At 69.8% G+C, this 2,898-nt stretch carries 3 protein-coding genes; all 3 read right to left on the reverse strand.

The features are described from left to right. Positions 1-140 precede the first annotated feature (140 nt). The gene (locus PXJ20_RS32695) at positions 141-1,262 is read right to left on the reverse strand and encodes a DUF2827 domain-containing protein (RefSeq protein ID WP_421032883.1); all 1,122 of its coding nucleotides are present in this window, start codon (positions 1,260-1,262) and stop codon (positions 141-143) included. Then, complete coding sequence (locus tag PXJ20_RS32700; protein ID WP_421032884.1) at positions 1,256-2,398, reverse strand: DUF2827 family protein; 1,143 nt, start codon at positions 2,396-2,398, stop codon at positions 1,256-1,258. The genes PXJ20_RS32695 and PXJ20_RS32700 overlap by 7 nt, the downstream gene beginning before the upstream one ends. 159 nt (positions 2,399-2,557) lie before the next feature. Beyond that, positions 2,558-2,898: OmpA family protein (locus tag PXJ20_RS32705; protein WP_421057492.1), on the reverse strand; the 341-nt coding region annotated here is incomplete at its 5' end.

Consider the following 2,898-nt stretch of genomic DNA (forward strand, 5'->3'; position numbering starts at 1 on the left):
GGGGGCACCGGCGGCAGTGCTGGTGGCCGGGGGGAGTGGCTGGGCGCGGGTGAGCGGCACGCCGGCCAGGCACGCGGCGATGGCGAACGTGGCCATGGCGCGCATGAATGGCCGGCCGTGAGGGTGTGTCATGGGGCGGTTCACCGGAAGACTCCCGCAATGGCTTCGCTGTAGAGGCTGATGTTGGCCGGGGCGAGCGGATCGAGGGTGGCGAGGAAGGTCCGGGCGCGGGCCTGGTAGTCGCCGAGGGTGGCGTCGTGGCAGGCGAAGGCCTGGCGGATGGCGAGCGCGCCGTCCTGGCAGTCGAAATCCGCGTAGCGGTAGCCGCAGCCGCCGAGCAGCGCGGAGTTGTGCACGAGCGGAAAGCCGCCGTACAGTGCCTCGTAGTAGAGGTAGTTCTGGGCGTTCTCCCAGTGATGGGAGACGATGGCGTCGGCCTGCGCGCCGAGGATCTCGTAGACAGGCAGGCGCGGCTCGAAGCTGGCGCGTCCCTGGCGCACGAGGTCGAGGCTGCGCGCGAAACCGACGAACTGGGCATTGCCTCGCAGTGCGAAGGTGTTGAAGACACGCAGGTAGCTGATCATGCCGGGCTGCTGGCGGTGCGCCAGGTCGGCGGCCAGCATGGGCACGTGCGAGGTCTTGACCATGCAGATGTTGGGCTCGAGGATGGCCAGGCGCCACTGGCGCTGGCCGGGCACGTAGCCGAAGGGCGGGCCGCCGGCCTGGGCGAGCGAGCGCTCGAGCAGCACGGGGCTCCACAGGTGCTGCATGGGGATGACGGGCGCGTGCAGGGCCGCGGCGTAGTACGGGGCGCACATGCGCTCGAAGGCGGGCAGCGTCCAGACGGCGTCGCAGGGGGTGCCGGAGACGAGCATGCCGTGTGGCAGGCCGAACATCATGCGCTCGATGTCGATGACGTAGTCGTTGGCCACGCGCATGGCGATGACGCGGCCGCCGCGTTCGCGCAGGGCGCGGGCCCAGTCGGGGTTGAGCTGCGCGCTCAGCTCGATGACCACGTCCAGCGAGTGCAGCGCGTCGTCCATGCTGATGACGGGCACGGGTGAGAGCGAGAGGAAGCCGGCGGCCTCGGCGGGCTCGCCGTCGCCGCCGTTGACGATGCAGGCGGAGCTGACGAGCGGCGAGTTCGCCAGCAGCATGGCGAGGAAGTAGCAGTTCTGGAAGATGCCGTTCTCCCAGATGGACTGCTGGCCGCGGCGCAGGAACAGGGTCACGCCGACCTTCAGGCGTCGTCCGTTCAGCATGGTGTGCTCCGGTGCGTGGCGGAGGCGGCGGTGAGCTGCAGGAGCTGTCGCGCGTAGTGACTGAGGTTGTGCGGGGCGCGCGGCGAGAGGCGCGCGAGAAAATCGCGCGCGGTGCGGCAGTAGGTGTCGTGACCGCGGTCGTGTTCGCGGGCGATGTGCAGCAGGTGCGCGGCGGCGGCCGGGATGTCGGAGTCCGGATAGTAGTATCCGGCGCTGGCGAGCCAGGGGGAGTTGTGCACGAGCGGGTAGCCGCCATGCAGCGCGTCCAGGTAGAGGATGTTCTGGTCGTTGTGCCACTGGTGGGTGATGACGGTATCGGCGTGCTGGCTCATGCAGGCGACGAAGTCGTGGCGGTTGTCGAGCTGCACGCGTCCGTGCTGCTGCAGCGCGAGCGAGCCGAGCAGGAACGAGAAGGTGGGGTGTTCGCGCATCTGGACGCTGTTGAGCACGTGCATGCGGGCGATGGCGGCCGGTGTGGCGCGGAAGGCGGCATCGCAGGCGAGCATGGGGATCAGGCAGCACTTGACCACCGAGATGTTGGGCTCGAACATCGCCACGCGCAGCGCGCGGGTCTGTTCGCCGGTGCCGGGCTGGTAGCCGAAGGCAAGGCCGGCGGCCTCGACCTCGCCGCGGCGGCGTTCGACGAACACGCTGTCCCAGAGGAACGGCACCTCGTGCACGGGGCAGCGGTGCAGGGTCTCGAGCATGGGGATGAAGACGCGGTCCTTGGCGAGGATCCAGATGGCATCGCAGCGTTCGGGGCGGCTGAAGTAGTCGGGGCGGCCGGAGACGACGTGCTCGGCGAGTCCCACATAGGGCTGGCCGCAGCAGAAGAAAACGACCTTCACGCCGCGCGCGCGGATGTAGTCGAGCCATTCGGTGTCGAGGCCGCCGCCCATCTCGAGGACGACGTCGACGAGGTCGGCGGCCTCGCGCGGGGGCACCAGCGCCAGGTCGGGCGCGAGGGCGTGGGCTTCGGGGGCGAGACGGGCCTGGTCGCCGCAGTCGAGCAGCACGATGCTGCGCACGAAGGGCAGCGCGCGCAGCAGCAGCACGAGGTAGAAGATGTTCTGGCCCAGGCCGTTCTCCCAGACGCTCTGTCCGGCATGGGTCAGCACGGAGATTCCGATGCGCATGTAGGTATCTGTGAGGTATCCGCGGGCCGCGGGGGCCACTGTGTGATATCTGTCAGTACTGCAAAAAGTGGGCAGGACCGTCGGGGTCGCGGCCCTGCCCGAAGGTGCGCATGCCGCGTGGCAGGCATGCGCACGGGCCCTCCCTGGAGGGGCCTGCGGTTATCTGGCTGTTGCCTCGCCAGTGGTGATTTCCACGCGCCGGTTGTGGGCGCGGCCTTCGGCCGTGGCGTTGGTGGCCACCGGGTTGCTCTCGCCGTAGCCGTGCACGACGTACTGCGAGGCCTTCAGGCCGTGCTGCTGCAGGTACTGCGCGACGGACCGGGCGCGCCGCTCGGAGAGTCCCTGGTTGTGCGCGGCTGGGCCGGTGGAGTCGGTGTAGCCGCTCACGCTGACGGTGCCGAAGGTGGCGCCTGCGGCCGCGGCGATGAGCGCATCGAGCCGGCCGCGCGCCTCGGGCGTGAGGGTGGCGCGGTCGACGTCGAAATTCGCGTCGCCTTCGA

Source organism: Paraburkholderia sp. A1RI_3L, from assembly GCF_048957895.1.
GTDB classification, from domain to species: Bacteria; Pseudomonadota; Gammaproteobacteria; order Burkholderiales; family Burkholderiaceae; genus Paraburkholderia; species Paraburkholderia kururiensis.

Excerpts from the sequence above, each read along its gene's own strand:
- PXJ20_RS32695 (WP_421032883.1), bottom strand. The coding sequence starts at position 1,262 with ATGCTGAACGGACGACGCCTGAAGGTCGGCGTGACCCTGTTCCTGCGC.
- PXJ20_RS32700 (WP_421032884.1), bottom strand. The coding sequence starts at position 2,398 with ATGCGCATCGGAATCTCCGTGCTGACCCATGCCGGACAGAGCGTCTGG.